The organism is Mesorhizobium sp. M0909 (assembly GCF_040319515.1).
In the GTDB taxonomy this organism is placed as follows: domain Bacteria; phylum Pseudomonadota; class Alphaproteobacteria; order Rhizobiales; family Rhizobiaceae; genus Mesorhizobium.
This window is the reverse complement of the sequence record NZ_JAMYOA010000007.1, coordinates 196,422-219,492: the sequence shown is the minus strand read 5'-3', so window position 1 is coordinate 219,492 and position 23,071 is coordinate 196,422. Positions and strand designations below refer to the sequence as shown.

The following is a 23,071-nucleotide window of genomic DNA, read 5'->3' as shown; positions in this document are numbered from 1 at the left end:
TGCTCCGCACAATGCGACCGGCTGGCTGCGCCTACGTCCTCATCCTTTCGCCGCTCGGATCGAACGGCGGTTCGACATTGATGCGTGCGGGACGCCGGTGGCCAAGGATTTCGATCTCGAACAGGCCGGCGCTCTCGTTCTCGGCAAGCGCTGCCGGTACATAGCCTTGCGCCATCGACTTCTCGACATAATGCGCATAGCCGCCGGAGGTGATCCAGCCGACCACGCGCCAGTCGCCGTCGACAATGCCGCGCACGGCAGACGCGCCTTCGGCGGCGTTCGAGCCGCGCACTTCCTTGCCGCCCGCGTCGAAGCGCGGTGCACCGTAGCCATGCGGCTTTTCCACGGTGCCGTAATCCTTGCCGCCGACTTTGGCCCAGATCGGCTCGTCGCCCATGACGTCGGCATCCGCGGCATCGACGATGAAGGAAACGCGGCGCAGCTTCGGCCCTGCCGCCTGTTCCCTGGCTGCCGCCTCCCGGCCGATGAAATCGTTCTTCTCCAGCTTGATGAAGCGGTCCATCGAGCCTTCGAATGGTCCGTAGATCGGACGTAGCTCGCGGAACCAGGTCGGGAAGTTCTTCTCAAGGCGCATCGAGAGCAAAGCCCGCATGCCGAAATCGATAAGGCCAAACTCTTCGCCAGCCTCCTTGATCGCCTTGTAGACCAGGCGCTGGTAGGCGGGCGCCATCCAGATCTCATAGCCGAGGTCGCCGGTGTAGGTGATGCGGTTGACCATGCAGGGCGCGCCGCCGACCGCCATCTCGCGGAAATCCATGAAGCGGAAGGCCTTGGTCGAGATGTCGACATCGACCAGTTTCTGCAGCAGGTCACGCGATTTCGGCCCGGCGATGGAGAGGCCGACCAGCGTCTGGTCGAAGCGGTGGATGCGCACCTCTGACGCCCTTGGGCCATCCTTCGGCAGATGCTTCTCGAACCAGCGCATGTGGTATTTCTGCGCTGCCGAAGAACCCCAGATCATGAAGCGTTCTTCGCCCGCCTTGGCGATGGTGAAGTCGCCGATCAGCCGGCCGAACTCGTTCAGCATCGGCGTCAGCACGATGCGGCCGGTCTTCGGCATGCGATTGGTCATCAGCCGGTTGAGGAAGTCCTCGGCCCCTGGTCCGGAGACTTCGTATTTGGCAAAGTTGGCGATCTCGGTGACGCCGACCTTCTCGCGGGTGGCGCGCACCTCCTCGCCGATCGGGCCGAAATCATTGGAGCGGTGGAAGGACACGACGTCCTTCGGCTCCGAGCCTTTCGGCGCGAACCAGAGCGGGGTTTCGAGACCCCAGCTGTCGCCCATGACGGCGTTGTTGGCGAGCATGGTGTCGTAAAGCGGGGTCGTCTGCGCCGGTCTTGCCGCCGGCAATTCCTCGTTGGGAAAGCGGATGGAGAAACGGCGCGAATAGTTTTCGCGCACCTTTGCGTTGGTGTAGCGCAGCGTTGCCCATTCGCCGAAGCGGGCCACGTCCATGCCCCAGACGTCGAAGCCGGGGTCGCCATGGACCATCCAGTTGGACAGCGCCAGGCCGACGCCGCCACCCTGGCTGAAGCCGGCCATGACGGCGCAGGCGCACCAGAAATTGGTCAGGCCCTGCACCGGGCCGACCAGCGGGTTGCCGTCCAGCGCGAAGGTGAAGGGACCATTGATGATCTGCTTGATGCCGGCCTTCTCGATGCCGGGGAAATGCTTGAAGCCGATCTCAAGCGACGGCGCGATGCGGTCGATGTCGGGCTGCAGCAGCTCGTGGCCGAAATCCCACGGCGTGTTGACCGGCGACCACGGCTTGCAGGCCTTTTCATAGGTACCGAGCAAGATGCCGTTGCGCTCCTGGCGGGTATAGATCTCGCCCTTGAAATCGAGCACGCCGATCATCTCGCGGCCGGTCGACTTGTTGAATTCCTCGACCTCCGGCATCGGCTCGGTCAGGAGATACATGTGCTCCATGGCCAGCACCGGCAGTTCGACGCCGACCATGCGACCGATCTCACGCGCCCACAGGCCGCCGCAGTTGACGACATGCTCGGCTTTGACCGTGCCTTGCTCGGTGACGACGTTCCAGGTGCCGTCGACCTCCTGCGTCAGTTCGACGACGCGGTTGCGCAGCACGATCTCGGCGCCCAGCTTCCTGGCGGCCTTGGCATAGGCGTGGGTGGTGCCGGAAGGATCGAGGTGGCCCTCGACCGGATCCCACATGGCGCCGACGAAATTCGTCTCGTCCATCAGCGGGAACATCGCCTTCGCCTCGGACGGCGTGATCAGTTCTGTGTCCATGCCGAGATAGCGGCCCTTGGCGTGGGCGAGCCGCAGGAAGTCCATGCGCTCGGGCGTATCGGCCATCATCACGCCGCCGGTCAGGTGCAGCGAGCAGGATTGGCCGGAAATCTCCTCGATCTCCTTGTAAAGCTGCACCGTATAGGCCTGCAGCTTGGCGACGTTGGGATCGCCGTTCAGCGTATGGAAGCCGCCCGCCGCATGCCAGGACGAGCCGGAGGTGAGCTCCGAACGCTCGATCAGCAGGATGTCGGTCCAGCCAGCTTTGGCCAGATGATAGAGCACCGAGCAGCCAACGACCCCGCCGCCGATGACAACCGCTTTTGCATGAGATTTCATTAAGATAATTCCGTTTTTGAAGAGATTGAATCGAGTGAGCGGGGCGCGAAAACAAAGCGGAGGTCGAATACGGCGATGTTTTCGGCCAGCCTGCCATCAAGACGGAGTGGGGGTCGACTACTCATCAGATGATCAGAAATCGGTCGGCGCGCCGCCTTCGGCCCGGCGCTTGTCGACGAAAGCGTTGAGCTCCTCGCGGATTGCCGGGTCCATATAAGGCTCTTCATAGGACGCCAGCCGTTCCTTCCACACGCGATTGGCCTTTTCGAGTGCGGTCGGCGATCCGGCCTCAACCCAACTCTCGAAATTGCGCCAGTCGGAAATGATTGGCGCGTAAAACGCGGTCTTGTAGCGGTCCTGCGTGTGCTGGGTGCCGAAGAAATGGCCGCCGGGGCCGACCGATTGGATGGCGTCGAAACCGAGCGCTTCCTCGGAAAGATCGAGCGGCGTCAGGAACTCGGCGACCATCTGCAAGAGGTCTATATCGAGGATGGTCTTTTCGTAGGAACAGCGCAGGCCGCCTTCGAGCCAGCCGGCCGCATGCATCATCAGATTGCCGCCACCCTGAATGGCGCCCCACAGCGAGAACACGCTTTCATAGGCGGCTTGCGCGTCGACCGTGTTAGCGGCGCAGGTGTTGGAGGTGCGGTAGGGGATGTTGTAGCGGCGGGCGAGCTGCCCGCCGACCAGCTGCGCCTTCATATATTCCGGCGTGCCGAAGGCCGGCGCGCCGGACTTCATATCGACATTCGAGGTGAAGCCGCCGTAGCCGACAGGCGCGCCCTTGCGCACCATCTGCGCAAAGGCGATGCCGGACAGCGCCTCGGCATTCTGTTGCACCAGCGCGCCGGCAATCGTCACCGGCGCCATGGCGCCGGACAGGGTGAAGGGCGTCACGATGACCACCTGGCCCTTGCTCGACATCTGGATGATACCTTCCATCATCGGCACGTCGAGCTTGAGCGGCGAATTGGTGTTGATGATGGTGAATACCGACGGCTCTGCGAGCAACTGCTCATGGCTGATGCCGCGCGCGATCCTGGTGATCTCGATGCCGTCGACGTTGCGCTCCTTACCGAGCGAATAGATGTGGAACATCTTATCGGTCAGCGTGGCGAGGTCACGGATGCATTCGAGGTGGCGCACGGACGGATGGATGTCGATCGGCTCGACCGGGTAGCCGCCCGTGCAGTTCAATATGTTGTGCATCTGCGCAAGCTTGAGGAAGTTGCGGTAGTCCTGCTGGTTGCCTGGCCGACGGCCGCGGTCGACGTCTGAGCAATTGGGTGCCGACGCCATCATCGAGATGATCAGATTATCGCCACCAAAGCGCACATTGTGCGCCGGGTTGCGGGCGTGGATAGTGAATTCCGGCGGGCAATGGGCAACCAGTTCCAGGATCATGTCGCTGTCGAAGCGCACCCGCTCACTGCCTTCGCGGACATCGGCACCATGCGCCTTCATGATGCGCCGGGCTTCGTCATGCAGCACGTCGACGCCGATTTCCCGCAGCACGCGTAGAGAGGCGAGGTGAATTGATTCCAGCTCGTCGTCGGAAACCAGCCGGGTCGGCGTCAGCGGGTTCTTCAACTGCCGAAACGGCGGCTGCTCAAACGCCGTCGAGCCGCCGGCACGCTTCCCCGCGCGGCCGCCGCGACGGGCGCGGTCGTTTGCCAGTGCCGGTTCGGCGGGCTGAAGGGCGGCGATCATGATAGTCCTCGTACGCTGCGGCAATGCGGCGGCATAATGGACCGCCGGCCGTCCGGCCATTGCGGAGGCGGCGACCACTAGGGCGAGGGAAGCGACATGCCCTGAGGGCAGCCGGCGGGATCGCCAGCCTCTTGATCGCGTTCCGGCTGGCGCAAGCGGTTTTCGTTGCCGGTGCTTACCGCGAAGGAACCGAAACGCTAATCCTGCATCATGGACCGGGCGGAACAAAGCAGCGGCGAAATAGGGCAATGGGCGGCGATCACCGGCGTGATCGCCACCGTTTCGGTGTTCGCCATCGCGCAAGGGCTGAGCTATCCGCTGTTGAGCTTCATCCTGCAGCGCCAGGGCGTCTCGCCGGCCATAATCGGCCTGTCGGCGGCAATGACGCCGATCGGCTTCATCGTCTCGTCGCCGCTGGTTCCGGCGCTAGCGCGGCGTTTCGGGGCAGGGCGCACCGCGCTTACGTGCGCGGCACTTTCCGCGCTGGTGCTGGCGCTGATCGGCTGGACCCAAAACGTCTATCTGTGGTTTCCGCTGCGCTTTTTGATCGGCGCCGTCACCAACCCGCTCTACGTGCTGAGCGAAGTCTGGGTGATCGCACTGGCGCCGCCGGCACGCCGCGGCCGCGTCATGGGCATCTATTCGACCATCATTTCGGCGGGCTTTGCGGCGGGGCCGCTGTGCCTGCTTGCGGTCGGCACCGTGGGATGGCCGCCGTTTCTGGTCGGCATCGGCGCATTCCTGTTTTGCGGCGCCTGCCTCGCCTCGGTGCTGGCACGGCTGCCCAAGGTCGACGAGAGCGGGCACCGGGTTTCGGTGCTGGGGTTCGTGCCGCAGGCGTGGCTGCTGTTGTCGGCGGTGATTGTGGCCGCCGGTTTCGAACAGGCGGTGCTCGCCTTGCTGCCGGTCTACGGAACACATTATGGCATTGCGGAAGCGCACATGTCGGCGCTGCTGTCAGTGATGATCGCCGGCAATATCGCTATGCAGGTGCCGCTCGGCTTGTTGGCGGAACGACTGACGGCGCGGCTGGTGCGGTTCATCTGTGTTTCGATGACGGTGCTGGGATGCGCGCTGCTGCCGGTTCTCATCGAGACGCCGCTGATCTGGCCGTGCGTCTTCGTCTGGGGTGCGGTTTCGTACGGTATCTACACGATGTCGATCATCGAGCTCGGCGAGCGGTTCACCGGCTCGGCACTGGTCGCCGGCAATGCCGCCTTCTCTTTGATGTGGGGCATCGGCGGCATCGCCGTGCCGCCGCTGGCGGGCAGCGCCATGGATGTTGTTGGCGCCGGCGGCCTGCCAATGACGCTCGGTGCCATTTGCCTGGCGCTGACAGTTGTAACGGTCATTCGAAGACGGATGGCGTGAATGCCAGAAAGCCGCCGTTTCTGACGAACGACTTGAATATAAGCGGCCCCATGTCGATCTTGGCTATGCCGCCGCCCGACTCAACCGGAGACCTCATGACCAAATCGAATACCAGGGGCCAGCCGGGTTCGGCGGCCGAAGACCCGTTTCTCTGGCTGGAGGACAGGAGGGGCAAGCAGGCGCTCGACTGGGTGCATCGCCAAAATGCGATCACGGTCGGGGAGCTGCAGGGTGATCCGTCCTATCAGACGTCGTTCCAGACGGCGCTCGACCTGATGACGGCCGAGGATAACATCGCCGTCGGGACCGCTATCAACGGCCATGTCTATAATTTCTGGCAGGACCGGACGAACGTACTCGGCCTCTGGCGGCGTACCACGGTCGCATCCTACAAGACCGACAAGCCGGAATGGCAGACGATCATCGACTTCGACAGCCTGGCGGCGAAAGAGGGAGTGAAATGGGTGTTCAGCGGCGCCAGTCGGCTCTACCCCGACTTCAGCCGCTGCCTGCTCAACCTGTCGCCGGATGGCGGCGATGCCAGCGAGATGCGCGAATTCGATATCGAAAGCAGATCGTTCGTCGATGGCGGCTTTCGCGCTCCTGCCTCGAAGTCGAGCTTTAGCTGGCTGGACGAGGACACGGTTATCGTTTCCGCCGCTTTCGAAGAGGACGACAAGACCCAGTCCGGTTATCCGCGCGTGGTCAAGCTTTGGCGGCGCGGCATGCCATTGAACGAGGCGATTCCGATCTTCGAGGCGCTAAAGCAGGATCTTGCCGCCGGCGGGTCCGTCGAATTCGACGGCGACAAGCGTCATGTCTTCCTCGCCCGGACCATCGACTTCTTCGCCTCGCACAGTTTCCTGCGGCTGCCATCGGGCGAAAACAGGCGCATCCCGCTGCCGGACGACGTCACCGATACAGCGCTGTTCAAGGGCCAGCTTGTCTTCGGCGTGCGTACCCCATGGACGGCGCCGGACGGCACGCTGTGCAAGCCCGACGGGCTCTATTCACTCGATTTCGAGCGCTGGATCGAAACCGGGCTATTCGGATCCCTCGATACCGTGCTCGAGCCGGCGCACCGTGTCTCGATCGCCGGTATTGCCCGCACGCAGGACCGGCTGTTCATCAATTTGATGGACAATGTGCGCGGCAAGGTCGTCGCCGGCAAGCGCAGCGACAGCGGCTGGGAGTTCAAGCCCGTGGCTTTGCCCGAAAACGGCAATGTCGGCATCAGCCATGCCGAGCGCTTCGGTTCCAGCGTCTCCTTCTCTTTCACCGATTTCCTGACGCCGAGCTCGATCATCTGGTCGGACGACAACGCCGCGGGCCTCGCAACGGTGAAGTCGCAGCCGGCGCGTTTCGATGCGTCGTCGCTGGTCTCCGAACAGTTCGAAGCGCGCTCGAAGGATGGCACGATGATCCCGTACTTCGTCGTCAGGAGGCGCGACTTGCATGGACCCGTGCCGACATTGCTTTACGGCTATGGCGGCTTCGAAGTGCCGCTGTTGCCCGGCTATGCCGGCGTGCGCGGCAGGCTGTGGCTGGAGAAGGGCAATGCCTATGTGCAGGCCAACATCCGCGGCGGCGGCGAGTTCGGGCCGAACTGGCATCAGGCGGCGCTCAAGGCCAATCGCCAGAATGCCTTCGACGATTTCGCCGCGGTGGCGCAAGATCTGGTCAAACGCGGCATGGCTACGCCCGCCACGCTGGGCATCCAGGGCGGATCGAATGGTGGTCTGCTGACCGGCGTCTCGCTGACCCAGCACCCGGAATTGTTCGGTGCAGTGATCATCGAGGTGCCGCTGCTCGATATGCTGCGCTACACCGAACTGCCGCCCGGCGCGTCGTGGATGGCCGAGTATGGCGATCCGGCGAAGCCGGAAGAGGCAGCCTGGCTCGCCGCCTATTCGCCCTACCAGCATGTAGACACGGACGCAGCCTATCCGCCGGTGTTGCTGACGACCTCGACCGCCGACGATCGCGTCCATCCCGGGCATGCGCGCAAAATGGCGGCACGGCTGCAGGCGGCCGGCCACGGCAAGACGCTGTTCTTCGAGGAGACCGAGGGCGGCCATGGCGGACGCGGCGATCGGCGGCCGCAGGCCGCACAGGCGGCAATGAAGTACGTCTTCCTGCAGCGGGCCCTGACTGGCACCAATTGACTGGCACCAATTGACCGGCGTCGCTTGACCGGCACGGCTTGAACTGAGGGCTCGAGGCAGCCTAAGGTGCGTGCATGGCTCGGCTGGCGAAATCGGGTTGCGCATTTGGGGTCGCGGTGACGCCGTCGCCGCGCACGCTTCGCGCCGAGCTGTTGCGGCTGTGCGCCCGCATTGGCTATTCGCCGCCCGCTGTCCTCTGACGAATCCGCCCCGGCGCAAAAGCTGCCGGATTGGTTCAAGAGGAAAGATCAGACATGACCTACCAGAATTATTCGCTGAAGCAGCTTCAGCAGATCGATGCCGCGCATCACCTTCATCCGTTCACCGACCACAAAGAGATGCGCGAGACCGGCTCGCGGATCATCACTCGCGCCAACGGGCCGTTCATCTACGATTCCGAAGGGACGGAAATCCTCGACGGCATGGCAGGGCTGTGGTGCGTCAATGTCGGCTATGGCCGCGACGAGCTGGCCGACGCCGCCTACGCCCAGATGAAGGAATTGCCCTACTACAACTCCTTCTTCAAATGCTCGACGCCGACGCCGGTTCTGCTGTCGAAAAAGCTGGCGGAGATCGCGCCAAGGCATATCAACCAGGTGTTCTACGGCTCGTCGGGTTCGGAGGCCAACGACACGGCGCTGCGCCTGGTCCGTCACTATTGGGTGCTGGAAGGCAAACCGGAGAAGAACCGCATCATCTCGCGCAAGATGGGCTATCACGGCTCGACCATCGCCGGCGCCTCGCTCGGCGGCATGGATTTGATGCACAAGCAGCTCGGTGGTGCCGTGCCCAACATCGTCCATGTAATGATGCCCTATGCCTATGAGCTCGCACTGCCCGGCGAAAGCGACCATGATTTCGGCCTGCGTGCGGCAAAAGCGGTCGAGGACGCGATCCTCGAAGCTGGCGCCGACAAGGTGGCCGCCTTCATCGGCGAACCGGTGATGGGGGCAGGCGGGGTGAAGATCCCGCCGATGAGCTATTGGCCGGAAGTGCAGCGCATCTGCCGCAAATACGACGTCCTGCTGATGCTGGACGAGGTCATCACCGGCTACGGCCGCACCGGCGAGTGGTTCGCGGCACAAGCCTTCGATGTCGAGCCCGACACCATCACCACGGCCAAGGCGCTGACCTCTGGCTATCAGCCGCTGTCGGCGCTGCTGGTCGGCGACCGCATCGCGGCGACGCTGGTCGAAAAGGGCGGCGAATTCTATCACGGCTACACCTATGCCGGGCACCCGGTGGCCTGCGCGGTGGCGCTGAAGAACCTCGAGATCATCGAGCGCGAGGGGCTGGTCGAGCGCGTCAGGAACGACACCGGGCCTTACTTCGCCAGGGCTTTGCAGGAACGTCTCGGCGGGCACGATCTGGTCGGCGAGGTGCGCTCGTTCGGGCTGATGGGAGCGATCGAGATCGTCAAGGACAAGGCAACCAAGGAGCGCTTCCTGCCGGCCGGCAACGCGGCGGTGACCGTTCGGGACTACGCAATTGCCCAGGGCATCATGCTACGCGCCACCGGCGACACGATGATCCTGTCGCCGCCGCTGATCTGGACGCGCGAGACGATCGACATGGCCTGCGACCGTATCGCAAAGGCGCTCGATCTGGCCGAAGCAGATCTGCGCAAGCGGTGAACGACCGCCGGGCGCTCCATGTCGGGCGCCCGGCGATCGTCTCATTGTCCTTGAAGGATGCGAAACGCAAAAACCGCGTCCCATCGGGAACGCGGCTTTGCCAGATACGCATGGCGTTTCGCCAACCAAACACTTGCGAAACTTGCGGGCTCCGGTACGCGAGACCTGATCCGGAGCGCCGGGCGGATGTCCGCCTCGCAATCCGTTTTAAACGCATATCGTTACTGCAGGGTTAGCAAGAGCTTAAGCAAACCTAAATTTGCCGACTTTCCGCTTTGGGCAGATCGAAAACCTGTGAACTTGGAGCTTACGCCGGGTTACCACGGAGGAAATTAATGATGCCGGAAAAATCGGCACCGGCATTCCCTTGTGCGTTGAACAGCGCATAGAGCTGAGCTGCCTCGGCGCCGAGCGGCGTTGCTGCACCGACGCTCTGTGCGGCCTCCTGCGACAGTTTCAGGTCCTTCAGCATCAGTGCCGCCGCGAAGCCAGGCTTATAGCCATTGTTGGCGGGCGATGTCGGCACCGGGCCGGGCACCGGGCAATAGGTGGTCAGCGACCAGCACTGGCCGGACGAGGTCGAGGCGACGTCGAACAGCGCCTGGTGCGACAGGCCGAGCTTTTCCGCCAGCACGAAGGCCTCGGCAACACCGATCATCGAAATGCCCAAAATCATGTTGTTGCAGATCTTCGCCGCCTGTCCGGCGCCGTCGTCGCCGCAATGAACTATGCGGCCGGCCATCGGCTTGAGGATTGGTTCGGCCTTGGCGAAGGCATCCTTCGAACCGCCGGCCATGAAGGTCAGCGTGCCGGCCGCCGCACCGCCCGTGCCGCCGGAGACTGGCGCGTCGATCGACAGCAACCCGTGCTTGGCGGCGATGGTATGGGCCTTTCGAGCCGACTCGACATCGATGGTCGAGGAATCGATGAACAGCGCGCCTTTTTTTGCCTTGGACACTATGTCTGCGTAAACCGACAGAACATGCTTACCGGCTGGCAGCATGGTGATGACCGCATCGGCGTCTTTCACCGCCGCAACGGCGTTGGCCATGATGACGACGCCGTGTTCCCTGGCGATGACGAGGTTCTCCGGCACCAGGTCGAAGCCGTACACGGCATACCCGGCCTTGACCAGGTTGGAGGCCATCGGATTGCCCATATTGCCGAGGCCGATGAAGGCGATGGTGGTCATGATGGCGCTCCGTGGGTGGGGTGGAGAATAGTGAATAGTCATCAGGGATCATGGGTTAGTCATGTTCTATATGATTTATTCACCATTCACCATTAACTACTAACTACTCACTACTCACTAAATTCTCTACTCACTACTCACTAAATTCTCTACCGTCCAATCAGCGCGCGAGCGATGATGACGCGCATGATCTCGTTGGTGCCTTCGAGGATCTGGTGGACACGCAGGTCGCGCACCAGCTTCTCGATGCCGTAATCGTGCAGATAACCATAGCCGCCGTGCAGCTGCAGGGCGTCGTTGGCGACATTGAAGCCGGTGTCGGTGACGAAGCGCTTCGCCATCGCCGACCATTTCGAGGCATCCGGCGCGTTGCGGTCGAGCTTCGAGGCGGCGGTGTAGAGGAAGACGCGCGCTGCCTGCAATTCGGTCTCCATGTCCGCAAGCTTGAACTGCAGCGCCTGGAACTGGTTGATCTTCGAGCCGAAAGCCTTGCGCTCGGCCGTGTAAGCGAGCGCCTTGTCGAGTGCCGATTGCGCGCCCCCGAGCGAGCAGGCGGCGATGTTCAACCGGCCTCCGTCGAGCCCGGCCATGGCGATGCCGAAGCCGGCGCCTTCTGCCGACAGAAGGTTTTCCGCCGGCACCTTGCAGTCCTCGAAGACGACCTGGCGCGTCGACTGCATGTGCCAGCCCATCTTGTGCTCGTTGGCGCCGAAAGAAAGGCCCGGCGCATCGTTCGGCACGACGAAGGTGGAAATGCCTTTCGGCCCGTCGGCGCCGGTGCGCGCCATGACGACATAGAGGTCGCTGTCACCGGCACCGGAGATAAACTGCTTGGCGCCGTTCAGCACATAGTCGCCGCCGCTCTTTGTCGCGCGCGTCTTCAGCGCCGCCGCATCCGAGCCCGAGCCGGGCTCGGTCAGGCAATAGCTTGCCAGCCATTCCATTGAGGTCAGCTTCGGCAGGAAGCGCCGGCGCTGTTCGTCGCCGCCGAAGCGGTCGATCATCGATGCCGCCATATTGTGGATAGAGATGAAGGCGGAAAACGCCGGATCGGCCCGCGAAAGCGCCTCGAAGATCAGCACGGCGTCGAGCCGGCCGAGCCCCGAGCCGCCGACATCCTCGCGGACATATATGCCTCCAAGGCCGAGCGGGCCCGTCTCGCGGATCACGTCGGCGGGGAAATACTTGTTGCGATCCCAGTCGAGTGCGTTCGGCGCCACACGGTCGGCGGCGAAGGCCTCGGCCATCTCCTGGATGGCGCGCTGGTCCTCGTTGAGTTCGAACTGGCTGGTGCCAGCATCGACAGCGGCGTCCATGGCGTGCTCCCTGACGTTTCCGGCCTGCTGGCCTGTCGTTTTTGGCTTTGCGCGCCGTTCAATCTAGACCAATGATGCCGCCGCGCAACCCGACCCGTCCGCGCAGCCGCTGTGCGCGAATGCGCTTTGGAGCAAAGTGTGACGACAAAATTCGACGAACTGCTTGGATGCTTCCATGCCTATCTCCAGACGTTCGACGATGCGCTGGTGCGCGACGCCGTTGCCCGGATCGGCTGGGACATGCCAAGCCGGCCGCTCGAACCGCATGCACTGCCTTGTCTCGTCCAGCTCGACCGTATCGTCGAACTCGCTCCCGTTGCGGCCAAGCCGCTGGCGCGGCTGGTTGCGGAGCGTCGCGGCGATCTGCGCTGGGGCCAGACCTATGGCGAAGCGGATTTCGGCAAGGTTTTCATAGACAATTACGGCTGGCTGGAGGTGTTTGGTACGCGCGGCCATTTCGTCAATGAAGAGGTCGCGGCCGGCCTGCTGATCCTTGGACCCGACATCGTCTACCCCGACCACCACCATGTCGCGGAGGAGATCTACATCCCGCTGACCGGCGGCACCGAATGGCGCATGGGCGATGGCAGTTTTCGCCTTCGAGCGCCGGGCGAGGTGATACACCATGCCTCTGACGTCAGCCACGCCATGCGCACCGGCAAGGAGCCGCTGCTGGCGCTCTATCTCTGGCGCGGCGGGCCACTGGCAGCCAAGTCGACGATCACCGCAACCGTTGCGCAGGGCAGGGACTGAGATGGCCAAGGCGATCATGCTGCAGGGCACGGGTTCCGATGTCGGCAAGACGGTGCTCGTCGCCGGCCTCTGCCGCGCGGCGAAGAAGCGCGGCTTGAAAGTGCGGCCGTTCAAGCCGCAGAACATGTCGAACAACGCCGCTGTCGCCGATATTCCCGGCGCTTCAGGCGGCGGTGAGATCGGCCGCGCCCAATGGCTGCAGGCGATCGCCTGCGGCGTGCCGCCGACCATCCACATGAACCCGGTCCTCCTCAAGCCGCAGACCGATGTCGGCGCTCAAGTCGTAGTGCAGGGCAAGGTGTTCGGCGAGGCGCGGGCGCGCGACTATCAGACGCTGAAGGGCCGGCTGATGGATGCGGTGCTGGACTCCTGGGCGACGGTCGGCGAGGGCGCGGACCTGGTCATTGTCGAGGGCGCGGGATCGCCGGCCGAGATCAACCTGAGGAGCCGCGACATTGCCAATATGGGCTTTGCGACGCGCGCCGGCGTGCCGGTGATCCTGGTCGGCGATATCGATCGCGGCGGCGTCATCGCCTCGGTCGCCGGCACCCACCTGATCCTGCCGGACGAGGACCGGCGCATGATCGTCGGCTATCTCATCAACAAGTTCCGCGGCGATGTCACGCTGTTCGACGATGGCATCGAGGCGATCGAAAAATTCACCGGCTGGCGCTGCTTTGGCGTGGTGCCGTGGCTGAAGGCGGCGGCGCGGCTGCCGTCGGAAGACTCCGTCGTGCTCGAACGGTTGGCGTCCGGTGAGAAGCGCGCGCTGAAGATCGCTGTGCCGGTGCTTTCGCGCATCGCCAATTTCGACGATCTCGACCCGCTCAAGGCCGAACCGCAGGTCGAGGTGGTGTTCGTGCCGCCTGGCCAGCGCCTGCCGCAGGATGCAGGGCTGGTGGTCATTCCCGGCTCGAAGTCGACGATTGGCGATCTCCTGAAATTCCGCGAGAACGGCTGGGACCGCGACCTTGCCGCGCATAGGAAACGCGGTGGCCATATCGTCGGCATTTGCGGCGGCTTCCAGATGCTCGGCCATGTCGTGCGCGATCCCGATGGTATCGAGGGCAGCGTTACCGAGACGCAAGGCCTCGGGCTGCTCGACGTCGAAACGGTGATGGAGCCGGAAAAGACGGTGCGCAATGTCAGCGCGCGCTCGGTGCCGTTCGATCTGCCGCTCGAGGGCTACGAAATCCATCTCGGCCGAACCACCGGTCCGGACACGCTGCGGCCGTCCGCCGTTATCAACGGCATCGATGACGGCGCTATCTCGGCCGACGGCAAGGTGCTGGGCACCTATATGCACGGGCTGTTTTCCGCCGATGCCTTCCGGGCGAAATTCCTCGAAAGCCTCGGCGTCAAGGGCGGCGGCATCGACTACCGCGCCGAGGTCGAACGGGCACTGGACGAGATCGCCGCCGAGCTGGAAACCCACCTCGACTGCGACGCCATCTTTGGGCTGGCGCGTTAGCTGGCGGGCTCGTCAGCCTTCGGCCAGTAGGTGCCGAACGACCAGACATTGCCTTCCGGATCGCGGCAGATGAATTCGCGGCTGCCATAGTCGCGGTCGGTGAGTTCTTCCAGAATCTCGGCGCCGGCGGTCTTTGCCCGCGCGTATGCCGCATCTGCGTCAGCGACCGCAACGTAGATCGACTTGCCGCCGCCCGAACCGGGCGCGCCGACCATCTTGCCATAGGCATCGTCGCGCGCCGTGCCGAGCATGATGATCGAGGAGCCGAAAGCGAGTTCGGCATGGTGCACCACATCGCCTTCGCCATAGCGGGCGCGAACGCTGAAGCCGAAAGCCTCGCACAGCCAGTCGATCATCCTGCCGGCATTTTTGTAGCGCAGCGCCGGGTAAAGCCGCGGTGGTTCGGCGGTGTTCGGCACGGCTGATCTCCTTCAGCGGGTTGGTCGATCAACCCAGTCTGGGCGAAGGCTGGTTGCGCGTCTTGAAGAAATGTTACCTCGCGGCGACAGTGGTCGGCGTGACGCCTGCGAGGTCGCGGAACTCGCGCACCAGATGCGCCTGGTCGGCATAGCCGCAGTCGGCGGCGATGTCGGCCCAATCACTGTTGGTCTGTCTCGACAGGCCAAGCGCATGGTTGAAACGGACGATGCGCGACAGCGTTTTTGGGCCGGTGCCGACTGCGTCCGAAAATTTTCCGGTAAGATGCTTGCGGCTCCAGCCAAGCTTTTCGGCCAGCGTCGAGATGCGGGTCCGCCCACGCGTCGAGACGATCGTCTCATAGGCCCAGACCATTTCGGCCTGAGTGCGGTCTGCGGTTGCCAACCGATCGCCGACGAAGGCCTCGGCGATGGCAAAGCGTGAGCTCCAATCCGGCGCATTGCCAAGCCTTTCGCGAAGCGCGATGCCTTCGACGCCGAGCACGTCATCCAGGCCGACCATGCGGTCGGTCAGTTCGCTCATCGGGCGGACGAAGAAGCGACGAGCGCCGAGCGGAGTGAAATTGATCTGCACACAGCAGGCGCCGCCGAAGGATTCGATCACCACCGGCCCGGCATAAAGGCCGGCGGCAAAACTGGCGAAGCGGTCATTGTCGGTGGGGTTCCTGCCGAGCCCGATGGCAAAGGGTTCGGCAAAGCTGATGACCAGCGGCACGGTCAGCGAGGCATATTCGATCGCGCGGAAATGGCCTGGCATGGTTTCGCGAAAGCCACACATGTCAGTGACGGCGCCCTGAAGCCGATGGCTCGGCGCGCGCCGCACCATCTCGAACCGATCGAGCTCCGGGCCGTCGTGGCGGCTGCCGTCTTCGCTGGTGGGCATTGTGCTTTCCCTGGTCCAGGAATTCTAACAGACCATCCTGCAGAATCAAAAGCGCCCGGCTTTTGGCCGGGCGCCCCGAGTTGCCTGAGATTGCGAGTTGCCTGAGATTCCGAATTGTCTGGACGTGTTTAAGCGCCGCGCATCAGACAGCCGGCGGCCAGCACGATGTAGGCGATGACGACAATCCACACAGAAGCCAAAGGGATAAACGCAAGAACGCCAAGCGCGGCGAGAACGCCGATGATGGCGATGACAAGGGATATGATAAAAATAAGCTGGGTAGGTGCACTGAGATTCATGTCCGTCCCTCCTCAACATGATTCGTACAGCGGCATAGTATCAGTCGCACGGTCACACACCAATGAGCGCAGCGGCTTGCCGGATTGGCCGGCAGCTTTCCAGCGAGAAAACATGCGGCTCCAGCACGCGCACCCCCGTTTGCGCCAGGCCGATTCCGCGCTACCTTCCGAACGAATCGGAAGGGGCTGATGGCGATGGGATTGCTGGACCAGATACGCTCGATTTTCGACGGCGACCCCGGCGTGCGCAAGGTGGCGGACGATCCGGTGCTGTCGGCGGAGCTACTGATGCTGTTCCGCATGATCCTGGCCGATGGTTCGGTCAGCGAAAGCGAAATGACCGCCTTCAGGCGTATCTGCCGGGACGCCTTCGGCATTCCCGAAACCAGCGTCGACAGCGTCATCGAATACCTCAACGAATTCGGCTACGAGACCAACGGCTCGCAGGCCATCGCGCAGTTCCGCGACCTCGATGTCGAACGGCGCAAGCTGCTCGCCCGCCACATGGCGGAAATCGCCAAGGCCGATTCGCAACTTGCCGGGAGTGAGATGCAGCTGTTGCGCCGCACGCTTGACCTGCTCGACATCAGCCCTGCCGATGTGGTCAAGCCGCAAGGCTAACTGTCGCCGCTCACCCCTGTTCCTGCAGTCGTTTCGCGATCGCCCGGTGCAAATCTGGAGCGGCGGCGACCAACGCCTTGGCCGCTGCGGATTGCGGGTGGTCGAGCACTTCGCTTGTCCTGCCGCGCTCGACGATCTTGCCGTCATGCATGACCATCACTTCGTCGGTGATGGCGCGGGCGACGGTCAGATCATGGGTGATGAAGAGATAGGCGATGCCGAGCTTCTGGTTGAGCTCGGCGAACAGATCGAGGATCTGGGCGCGGATCGAGACATCGAGCGCCGAGACCGGCTCGTCGGCGACGACCAGCTTCGGCCGCGTGATGATGGCGCGGGCGATCGAAAGGCGCTGACGCTGGCCACCCGAAAACTCGTGCGGATACTTGTCCATGTCGCCTGGTGAGAGGCCGACCTCGTGCAGCGCATGCGCCACCATCTCGCGCCGCGCGGCGGGCGCCGGCTTCTTCTCCAGCACATGCAGGGGCTCGGCCACCAATCTTTCGACCTTCTGGCGTGGGTCGAACGAGCCATACGGGTCCTGGAACACCACCTGCATGTCGCGCCGTGCCGGCTTCAGCTCCGCCTCGCTCTTGCCGATGAGGGTGTCGCCGCGGAAGCGGATCGTACCGGTCGTCGGCTTGTCCAGTGCCAGGATCATGCGAGCAAGCGTCGACTTGCCACAGCCGGAACGCCCGACGAGCGCCACCGACCGGCCGGGCGCCATGGCGAAGGAGACATCGTCGACGGCGCGGATCGGAGCCGCGCGTTTCAACAGGGATATGCGCCGTCCCGGATAGTCCCGCGTTACGTTCTCTACCTGAAGCAGCGGTTTGGCCGATCCGCTGTCATGCGTTCGAGCCCGCGCCGGCACATGCATCGAGGCCTGCGCCAGCTGTCGCGTGTAGGGATGAAGTTGTTCCGACAGCGTGCGCGCGGTATCGCCGGCCTCCATCACCTCGCCATGGCGCAGGATGGTGATGCGGTCCGCCATCTCGGTCACCACTGCGAGGTCGTGCGAGATGAGCAGAAGACCCATGCGATTTTCCGCAACGAGGTCGCGCAGCAGGTCGAGAATCTGCGCCTGCAGCACCACGTCGAGCGCCGTCGTTGGCTCGTCGGCGATCAGCAGCTTGGGTTTCAGTCCACAGGCGATGGCGATGACGACGCGTTGGCGCTGGCCGCCTGAGAGTTCGTGCGGATAGCGCGACAGCGGGAATTGCGCTCCCGGCAGGCCGACCCGGTCGAGCATTTTTCGCGCCCGTTCCTCAGCGTCGGCGCGGCTCGCCCTGGTGTGCCAGCGAATACCCTCGGCGACCTGCTCGCCGATGGTCTTGACCGGATTGAGCGCCGTCATCGGCTCCTGGAACACCATGCCGATGTCGTCGCCGCGCAGCGCGCACATCTGGTCCTCGCTGGCGGCAAGGATGTCGATGCCGTCGAAGGTGATGCGTCCGCTGGCATGCGCAGCCCAGGGCAGAAGCTGCATGACGGTGAGCGCCGTCATCGACTTGCCGGAGCCGGATTCGCCAACCAGCCCCATCACTTCGCCCGGCGCGACGGAAAGTTCGATGTCTCTGAGGATACGGGTGCTGCCGATGGTCAGCGACAGCTTCTCGATTTCGAGCAGGCTCATCGCTGCCGCCGCGATTTCGGATCGAGGATGTCGGCAATGCCGTCGCCAAGCAGGTTGAGGCCAAGCACCGTGATGACAATCGCCATGCCCGGAAAGATCGCCATCCACGGCGCCACCACCATGCGGGTCTGGGCGTCGAACAGCATGCGGCCCCAGCTTGGCATCGGCGGCTGGGTGCCCAGCCCGACATAGGAAAGCCCGGCTTCGGCCAGTATGCCCAGCGCGAACTGGATGGTGCCTTGCACCAGCAGCAGCGTGGCGATGTTGGGCAGCACATGTTCGATGCTGATTAGCGTCCTGCTCTTGCCGGCGGCGCGGGCGGCGAGGATGAATTCGCGCGGCCAGATCGCCAGGGCGCCGGCCCGGGCGACGCGCGCGAACACCGGGATGTTGAAGATGCCAATGGCAATGATGGCGTTGAACGCGCCCGGCCCGAAGATGGCGGTGATCATAATTGCCGAAAGCAGCGCCGGAAAGGCGAAGACCAAATCGTTCAACCGCATCAGCACGTCGTCGGCGAAGCCGCCGCGCGCCGCGGCAAAGGCGCCGAGCGGTACGCCGACGCCCATGCCGATGCCGACCGCCACCAGCGCCACGGCAATCGAGTTGCGGGCGCCAACCATGATCATCGACAGGATGTCGCGACCGAAATGGTCGGTGCCGAACCAGTGCGCCAGCGACGGCGCCTGGGTCTTGTCGGAAATGACCAGATTGGTGACATCGTAAGGCGTCCAGAAGAAGGACAAGATCGCGACCGCCGCCACCAGTGCGGTGACGACGAAGCCGGCGAGGAACGAACGGTTTCGAAACGCCTTGGCCAGGATGCCGGCAAGGTTCTCGTCGGGGATGTCGATGTGCAGCGTCATTGCCGGCCTCTCAGGCGCGGATCGACCACCGCATAGGAGAGATCGACAACGAAATTGACGATGATGACCGCCGCGACCAGCAACATGACGACGCTCTCGACCACGATCAGGTCACGCTGATTGATCGCCTGGAACACCAGCCGGCCGAGGCCGGGCAAGTAGAAGACGTTCTCGATGATGATGGTGCCGGCAAGCAGGAAAGCGAATTGCAGGCCTAGAATGGTGACCACCGGGATCATGGCGTTGCGCAGCGCATGCCGCCACAAGACAAGGCGATAGGGCAGGCCCTTGGCGCGGGCGGTTCGGATGTAGTCCTCGTTCAGCACTTCGATCAGCGCCGAGCGGGTGACCCGGGCGAGGATCGCCGCCTGTGGCAGAGCGAGGGCGACCGCCGGCAGAAGCAGCGATTTCAGTGCCGGCCAGACGCCGGCGCTCCAGCCGGGAAAGCCGCCGCCCGGCACCAGCCGCAGCCAGACGGCGAACAGATAAATCAGCATCAGCGCAAACCAGAAATTGGGCACGGCGACGCCAAGCTGGGCGGCACCCATCGCGATCGTGTCGCCGGCCCGGCCGTGCCGGCTGGCGGAAAACAGTCCGACCGGAATGGCAATGACGGTGGACAGCGCCAGCGCCATCAGTGCCAGCGGCAGCGAGACGACGAGGCGCTCACGGACCAGATCGATGACCGGCACCGAATAGGTGTAGGAACGGCCGAAATCGAGGCTCAGCAAGCCGCCGGCCCAATGCAGATAGCGCAGCACGACGGGAGCGTTGAGACCCATCTGGTTGCGCAGCAATTCGATCTGGTCGGCACTGGCGTTCAGGCCAAGCATCAGCCGCGCCGGGTCGCCGGGGATGATTTCCAGCACGGCAAAGACCACTATCGAGGCCAGAACCAGCGTGACGACGGCGATGGCGAGCCGCTTGAGGAGGTAGGCGGTCATGGACGTTGAGGAACCGCTGTGTTGGCGAACGCAGAAACCGGGCGAAGCTTGCGTTCCCGCCCACCCTCTGTGCCGGACATCTCCCCCTCAAGCGGGGAGATTGAGCCCTCTTCGCTAACCACTAGCGTTGCAAGGACAGAGCCAGCGTGGAAACGGCCAATCTCCCCGCTTGAGGGGGAGATGTCCGGCAGGACAGAGGGGGGTATGACGGAGTGCAACTTTCGCCCCTTCTGTCAGCGCCTCAATCCGTCCACTTCACCTTGGTCAGGTCGTTGGCCTGGATCGGGGCGTTTTCCCACAGGCCCTGCAGTTTGGCGTCCCAGACGCCGACCTTCGGCAATTCGTACAGGAAGCCGACCACGGCGTCATCTGCCAGGACCTTCTGCGCCTCGCCAAGCAGCGTCGTGCGCTTGGCCTCATCAGAGGTAAGGTTCAGCTCCTCGATGATCTTGTCGAAGGCCGGATTGTCGTAATTGAAGTAATAGTCCTTACGCGAATAGATATCGATGTCGTTAGGCTCGGTATGGGAAACGATGGTCAGGTCGTAATCCTTCTTGGTGAAGACCTGGTCCAGCCATTGCGCCCATTCAACCGGTATGATCTCGAGATCGATGCCGATTTCGCGAAGCTCGGAGGCGATGATCTCGCCACCGAGCCGCGCGTAGGAGGGCGGCGGCAGCTTGAGCGTCGCCTTGAAGCCATTCTCCAGGCCGGCTTCCTTCAGCAATTCCTTGGCCTTGTCCACATTGTGCGGATAGAGGCCGGTGAGGTCGACATAGGCCTCGCTGGCGGGCGACATGTGCGAGCCGATCGGCACGCCGAGGCCGGCCGAGGCGCCGTCGATGATCGCCTTGCGATCGAGCGCAAAGGAAATCGCCTGCCTGACCTGTAGCTTGTCGAAGGGCGGCTTCTTGTTGTTGATCGACAGGATGGTTTCACCCTCGGTCGAGCCGATCACCACCTTGAAGCGTGGGTCGTCCTTGACCTGGGCGACGCTGTCGGGGTCGAAGAACGGAAAGGCCTGAACGTCGCCGGAAAGCAGCGCCGGAACGGCGGCGGCGGCATCCGGAATGATGCGGAACTCGGCCTTGTCGAGGAATACCGGGGCGCCCCAGTAATTGTCCGACTTGACCAGCGTGATCGATGAGCCCTTGGCCCAGTTCTGGAACTTGAATGGGCCGGTGCCAACAGGCTTTTCCTTGTTGGTGTCGGCTGTCTCAGGCGCCACGATAACCGCGTCGCCCCAGCCCATATTGTAGAGGAACGAGCCTTGCGGGTTCTTCAGCGTGACCTTTACCGTCGCGGGATCGACAACCTCGACCTTGTCGATGGCGGCAAACAGGCCCTTTTGCGCGTTGACGGAATTTTCGGCGCGGGCACGGTCGAGCGAGAATTTCACGTCGTCGGCGTTGAAGTCGGTGCCGTCATGGAATTTCACGCCGGTATGCAGCTTGAAAATGTAGACCTTGCCATCGTCGGAAATGCTCCAGCTTTCCGCGAGATCGGGCAGCACCTCGCCGTTCGGGCCGATGCGGGTCAGGCCCTCGAAGACATTGGCATAGAGTACCTCGTCGATTGCCGCGGCGGCACCCGCGGTCGGGTCGAGATGCGGGGGTTCGAGCGTAATGCCGATGACCAGGTCGGTGCGCGCGGCCATCGCCGAGGTTCCGGCGGCCAACGCCAGCGCCGCGGCGGCCAGAATGGTTTTCCACAATTTCATCGTGCAACTCCCCATGTCTAAAACACGTGCTCAAACCCGGCCGGATAGAAGCGTGAATTCGCCGCCGAGTAAATTGCGTTTCGTCCCGTCGGCGGTCGCCGGGAGGAATGTTTTTTCGCCCATGGCCGGATCATCGCGGGCCGGCGTCCCTCAGCAGAACGTTGAGGCCGATCGCCATCACCTTTGCCGAGTCCAGCATATCGGCAATGCCGACCCATTCATCGGGCCGGTGGGCGAGATCGAGGATGCCCGGGCCATAGGCGATGCAGTCATAGATGTGGCCGATACGGGCGATGTGCTTCTGGTCGTAAGTGCCGGGCGAAATCACGTAATCCGGTTCGCGGTCGAATATCTCCATGATGCCTTGCGCGACCGCCTTAACCACCGGCGCGTCGCGCTCGGTCATCAGCGGCAGCACCTCCATCAGATCGCGGATTTCGTAGTCGAACTTTTTGCGCTCGCGCTTCAGCCGTTCGAGGATATCGGTCACCTCGCTCTTGACCGTAGCGAGATCCTCTTCGAGCAGGAAGCGGCGGTCGATGGTCAGCCGGCAGGAATCGGGCACGTTGGGCGAGGGCAGGCCGGGCCGGAAATCCTCCGTCTGGCCGCCATGGACCGAGTTGATGTTCATGGTTGAGCGTTTTGCGCCTTCGGGCACGACCGGCATGCGCGTCATCTTGCGGTCGAGCGCCGGAAACAATTCGTCCTCGAAGGCGCGCAGCACGGCGCCCATATGGCGCACCGCATTGTCGCCGAGGAACGGCATCGAGCCGTGCGCGATCTCGCCCCTGGTTTCGATCTCCGCCCACCAGACGCCGCGATGGCCAAGGCAGATGCGATCCTTGTTGAGCGGCTCGGGAATGATGACGTGGTCGACCTTCGGCCTGGAGAAATAGCCGAGCTTGGCCAGATGCGCGACGCCGCCAAAGCCGCCGGACTCCTCGTCGACCGTGCCTGAAATCTCGATGGCGCCGGGAAAATCGGGAAAGACCTCCATGAAGGCTTCAGCGGCGATGATCGAGGCGGCAAGCCCGCCTTTCATGTCGCAAGCGCCGCGGCCATAGACCTTGCCATCCCTGACGATGCCGGCGAACGGATCGAGGCTCCAGCCGTCGCCGGGCTCGACGACGTCGATATGCGAATTGAAGTGCACGCAAGCACCCGGCGCCCGGCCATCGAAGCGGGCGACGACGTTGACGCGCGGGTAACGGTCAGTGTCGCCAGGTGTGCCCTCGGCACGGATGAATTCGGTCTCAAAACCACGCTTCTTCAGCCGCGCGCCGATATATTCGGCACATGGCCGATAGGCTTCGCCGGGCGGATTGATGGTCGGAAAGCGGATCAGATCCGCAGTCAGTGCAACCAGATCATCGGCTCGGTCATCGATAGCCTTGAGGAGCCGTTCGTTCGGTTCGTTCATTCGGCGAATTGAGCAGCGG

General features: G+C 63.4%; 18 protein-coding genes. 6 read left to right on the top strand and 12 right to left on the bottom strand.

What is annotated here, in order from left to right:
- Window positions 1-31 precede the first annotated feature (31 nt).
- On the bottom strand, window positions 32-2,617 hold the full coding sequence (locus tag NKH83_RS13695) for a GcvT family protein (RefSeq protein ID WP_352805143.1): 2,586 nt from the start codon (window positions 2,615-2,617) through the stop codon (window positions 32-34).
- Window positions 2,618-2,749: 132 nt separating this feature from the next.
- Window positions 2,750-4,327 carry a trimethylamine methyltransferase family protein gene (locus NKH83_RS13690; RefSeq protein ID WP_352805140.1) on the bottom strand — a complete coding sequence of 526 codons (1,578 nt, stop codon included), beginning with the start codon at window positions 4,325-4,327 and terminating at the stop codon, window positions 2,750-2,752.
- 210 nt (window positions 4,328-4,537) lie between these two features.
- Here NKH83_RS13690 and NKH83_RS13685 point away from each other — a divergent pair, with 210 nt between their 5' ends.
- From NKH83_RS13685 to NKH83_RS13675, 3 genes are all read left to right on the top strand, one after another.
- On the top strand, window positions 4,538-5,698 hold the full coding sequence (locus tag NKH83_RS13685; RefSeq protein WP_352805137.1) for an MFS transporter: 1,161 nt from the start codon (window positions 4,538-4,540) through the stop codon (window positions 5,696-5,698).
- A gap of 95 nt (window positions 5,699-5,793) precedes the next feature.
- Window positions 5,794-7,863 carry a prolyl oligopeptidase family serine peptidase gene (locus NKH83_RS13680; protein WP_352805135.1) on the top strand — a complete coding sequence of 690 codons (2,070 nt, stop codon included), beginning with the start codon at window positions 5,794-5,796 and terminating at the stop codon, window positions 7,861-7,863.
- Between the two features lie 254 nt (window positions 7,864-8,117).
- Window positions 8,118-9,497, top strand: a complete 1,380-nt coding sequence (locus tag NKH83_RS13675; RefSeq protein WP_352805132.1) for an aspartate aminotransferase family protein — start codon at window positions 8,118-8,120, stop codon at window positions 9,495-9,497.
- A gap of 307 nt (window positions 9,498-9,804) precedes the next feature.
- On the opposite strand, the gene mmsB is transcribed toward NKH83_RS13675, so the two are convergent.
- Window positions 9,805-10,689, bottom strand: a complete 885-nt coding sequence (gene mmsB, locus NKH83_RS13670) for a 3-hydroxyisobutyrate dehydrogenase (protein ID WP_352805130.1) — start codon at window positions 10,687-10,689, stop codon at window positions 9,805-9,807.
- Between the two features lie 149 nt (window positions 10,690-10,838).
- Complete coding sequence (locus NKH83_RS13665) at window positions 10,839-12,005, bottom strand: isobutyryl-CoA dehydrogenase (RefSeq protein ID WP_352805127.1); 1,167 nt, start codon at window positions 12,003-12,005, stop codon at window positions 10,839-10,841.
- 138 nt (window positions 12,006-12,143) lie between these two features.
- Here NKH83_RS13665 and NKH83_RS13660 point away from each other — a divergent pair, with 138 nt between their 5' ends.
- Entirely contained in the window at window positions 12,144-12,758 is a 615-nt protein-coding gene (locus tag NKH83_RS13660) for a dimethylsulfonioproprionate lyase family protein (protein ID WP_352805124.1), read from the top strand.
- A gap of 1 nt (window position 12,759) precedes the next feature.
- Window positions 12,760-14,229, top strand: coding sequence for a cobyric acid synthase (locus NKH83_RS13655; RefSeq protein ID WP_352805121.1), 1,470 nt, complete (start codon window positions 12,760-12,762; stop codon window positions 14,227-14,229).
- On the opposite strand, the gene NKH83_RS13650 is transcribed toward NKH83_RS13655, so the two are convergent.
- From NKH83_RS13650 to NKH83_RS13640, 3 genes are all read right to left on the bottom strand, one after another.
- Window positions 14,226-14,648, bottom strand: a complete 423-nt coding sequence (locus NKH83_RS13650; RefSeq protein ID WP_352805118.1) for a VOC family protein — start codon at window positions 14,646-14,648, stop codon at window positions 14,226-14,228. The genes NKH83_RS13655 and NKH83_RS13650 overlap by 4 nt on opposite strands.
- A gap of 73 nt (window positions 14,649-14,721) precedes the next feature.
- Entirely contained in the window at window positions 14,722-15,549 is an 828-nt protein-coding gene (locus NKH83_RS13645; RefSeq protein ID WP_352805115.1) for a helix-turn-helix domain-containing protein, read from the bottom strand.
- A 128-nt stretch (window positions 15,550-15,677) separates the two neighbouring features.
- Window positions 15,678-15,848: a hypothetical protein gene (locus tag NKH83_RS13640; RefSeq protein WP_254818195.1), complete on the bottom strand. Its 171-nt coding sequence runs from the start codon at window positions 15,846-15,848 to the stop codon at window positions 15,678-15,680.
- A 189-nt stretch (window positions 15,849-16,037) separates the two neighbouring features.
- Between NKH83_RS13640 and NKH83_RS13635 the strand changes: the two genes are divergently transcribed.
- A complete protein-coding gene (locus NKH83_RS13635) occupies window positions 16,038-16,469 on the top strand; it encodes a TerB family tellurite resistance protein (protein ID WP_352646871.1) in 432 nt (143 codons plus the stop codon).
- Between the two features lie 10 nt (window positions 16,470-16,479).
- On the opposite strand, the gene NKH83_RS13630 is transcribed toward NKH83_RS13635, so the two are convergent.
- The 5 genes from NKH83_RS13630 to NKH83_RS13610 form a co-directional block, all read right to left on the bottom strand.
- Entirely contained in the window at window positions 16,480-18,102 is a 1,623-nt protein-coding gene (locus NKH83_RS13630; protein ID WP_352805111.1) for an ABC transporter ATP-binding protein, read from the bottom strand.
- A complete protein-coding gene (locus tag NKH83_RS13625) occupies window positions 18,099-18,968 on the bottom strand; it encodes an ABC transporter permease (RefSeq protein WP_352805108.1) in 870 nt (289 codons plus the stop codon). Before NKH83_RS13625 ends, NKH83_RS13630 begins: the two co-directional genes overlap by 4 nt.
- Window positions 18,965-19,912, bottom strand: coding sequence for an ABC transporter permease (locus NKH83_RS13620; protein ID WP_352646865.1), 948 nt, complete (start codon window positions 19,910-19,912; stop codon window positions 18,965-18,967). The genes NKH83_RS13625 and NKH83_RS13620 overlap by 4 nt, the downstream gene beginning before the upstream one ends.
- A gap of 241 nt (window positions 19,913-20,153) precedes the next feature.
- Complete coding sequence (locus tag NKH83_RS13615; protein ID WP_352805106.1) at window positions 20,154-21,632, bottom strand: ABC transporter substrate-binding protein; 1,479 nt, start codon at window positions 21,630-21,632, stop codon at window positions 20,154-20,156.
- A 130-nt stretch (window positions 21,633-21,762) separates the two neighbouring features.
- Window positions 21,763-23,052, bottom strand: coding sequence for an acetylornithine deacetylase/succinyl-diaminopimelate desuccinylase family protein (locus NKH83_RS13610; protein WP_352805105.1), 1,290 nt, complete (start codon window positions 23,050-23,052; stop codon window positions 21,763-21,765).
- Between the last annotated feature and the right edge of the window lie 19 nt (window positions 23,053-23,071).

Bases quoted from the DNA above. Each gene is read 5' to 3' on its own strand.
- NKH83_RS13680 (WP_352805135.1), top strand. From the start codon at position 5,794: ATGACCAAATCGAATACCAGGGGCCAGCCGGGTTCGGCGGCCGAAGAC.
- NKH83_RS13615 (WP_352805106.1), bottom strand. From the start codon at position 21,632: ATGAAATTGTGGAAAACCATTCTGGCCGCCGCGGCGCTGGCGTTGGCC.
- NKH83_RS13645 (WP_352805115.1), bottom strand. From the start codon at position 15,549: ATGCCCACCAGCGAAGACGGCAGCCGCCACGACGGCCCGGAGCTCGAT.
- NKH83_RS13655 (WP_352805121.1), top strand. From the start codon at position 12,760: ATGGCCAAGGCGATCATGCTGCAGGGCACGGGTTCCGATGTCGGCAAG.
- NKH83_RS13675 (WP_352805132.1), top strand. From the start codon at position 8,118: ATGACCTACCAGAATTATTCGCTGAAGCAGCTTCAGCAGATCGATGCC.
- NKH83_RS13695 (WP_352805143.1), bottom strand. From the start codon at position 2,617: ATGAAATCTCATGCAAAAGCGGTTGTCATCGGCGGCGGGGTCGTTGGC.
- NKH83_RS13690 (WP_352805140.1), bottom strand. From the start codon at position 4,327: ATGATCGCCGCCCTTCAGCCCGCCGAACCGGCACTGGCAAACGACCGC.
- NKH83_RS13625 (WP_352805108.1), bottom strand. From the start codon at position 18,968: ATGACGCTGCACATCGACATCCCCGACGAGAACCTTGCCGGCATCCTG.
- NKH83_RS13665 (WP_352805127.1), bottom strand. From the start codon at position 12,005: ATGGACGCCGCTGTCGATGCTGGCACCAGCCAGTTCGAACTCAACGAG.
- NKH83_RS13620 (WP_352646865.1), bottom strand. From the start codon at position 19,912: ATGACCGCCTACCTCCTCAAGCGGCTCGCCATCGCCGTCGTCACGCTG.
- NKH83_RS13640 (WP_254818195.1), bottom strand. From the start codon at position 15,848: ATGAATCTCAGTGCACCTACCCAGCTTATTTTTATCATATCCCTTGTC.
- NKH83_RS13630 (WP_352805111.1), bottom strand. From the start codon at position 18,102: ATGAGCCTGCTCGAAATCGAGAAGCTGTCGCTGACCATCGGCAGCACC.
- mmsB (WP_352805130.1), bottom strand. From the start codon at position 10,689: ATGACCACCATCGCCTTCATCGGCCTCGGCAATATGGGCAATCCGATG.
- NKH83_RS13635 (WP_352646871.1), top strand. From the start codon at position 16,038: ATGGCGATGGGATTGCTGGACCAGATACGCTCGATTTTCGACGGCGAC.
- NKH83_RS13610 (WP_352805105.1), bottom strand. From the start codon at position 23,052: ATGAACGAACCGAACGAACGGCTCCTCAAGGCTATCGATGACCGAGCC.
- NKH83_RS13685 (WP_352805137.1), top strand. From the start codon at position 4,538: ATGGACCGGGCGGAACAAAGCAGCGGCGAAATAGGGCAATGGGCGGCG.